This window comes from Mesorhizobium sp. M1312, assembly GCF_040318115.1.
Lineage (GTDB): Bacteria > Pseudomonadota > Alphaproteobacteria > Rhizobiales > Rhizobiaceae > Mesorhizobium.
On sequence record NZ_JAMYLQ010000109.1, the window covers coordinates 1 to 574 of the forward strand.

Consider the following 574-nt stretch of genomic DNA (forward strand, 5'->3'; position numbering starts at 1 on the left):
CAGTTCCGCGACCGCTTCTTTGAGCACGTTTCATAGCGGCCTTCCCCGCGGCTCGCCGCCTATTCTCTGCAGCTGTCGCTGCGTCCTGTTCGCGCCAGACCATAACCAGGTCGCGGTCAAGCACATCCTCCACGTGCTGCGGGTCGAACACGTGAAAGGTGATGTTCCTTGCCCGCCCGCGGAGTTTCACCGTTTTCGTCCCGGCGCTCTGCAAGCGACCATCTTTCAGCCAGCGGTGCCGTTCGGCCGTCGAGATCGTCAGAATGTCCTCGATTTCACGGGGGATTACGGGCAGGTCTTCGATATTCTGCAGTGCTTTGGATACGATCCCGAATACCACCTGCACATCATTCTCGGCGCCCTCAGACAGGCGCAGGGTAAGCACGCGGGACTCGATATGGAGCAGTTTCCTGAACTCCATTGGAAGGCGGGCGCGTATTTCGAGAAAAATACCCCTCGCTCTGACGGACGATCCAAGCGTTGCAGCCGGGGTTAAAGGCCACTCTCCAATCAGCTTCGCTGTTGCATTGATTTTTCGGCGCGTGGACATGCCCCTTTATATAGGTCACCGATT

1 protein-coding gene is annotated in these 574 nt (G+C 57.8%); it reads right to left on the reverse strand.

Translation table 11 applies throughout. The features are described from left to right. Positions 1-550, reverse strand: a 550-nt coding sequence (locus NKH36_RS34745) for a hypothetical protein (protein WP_352966325.1), incomplete at its 3' end; no start/stop codon positions are given. Positions 551-574: the final 24 nt, after the last annotated feature.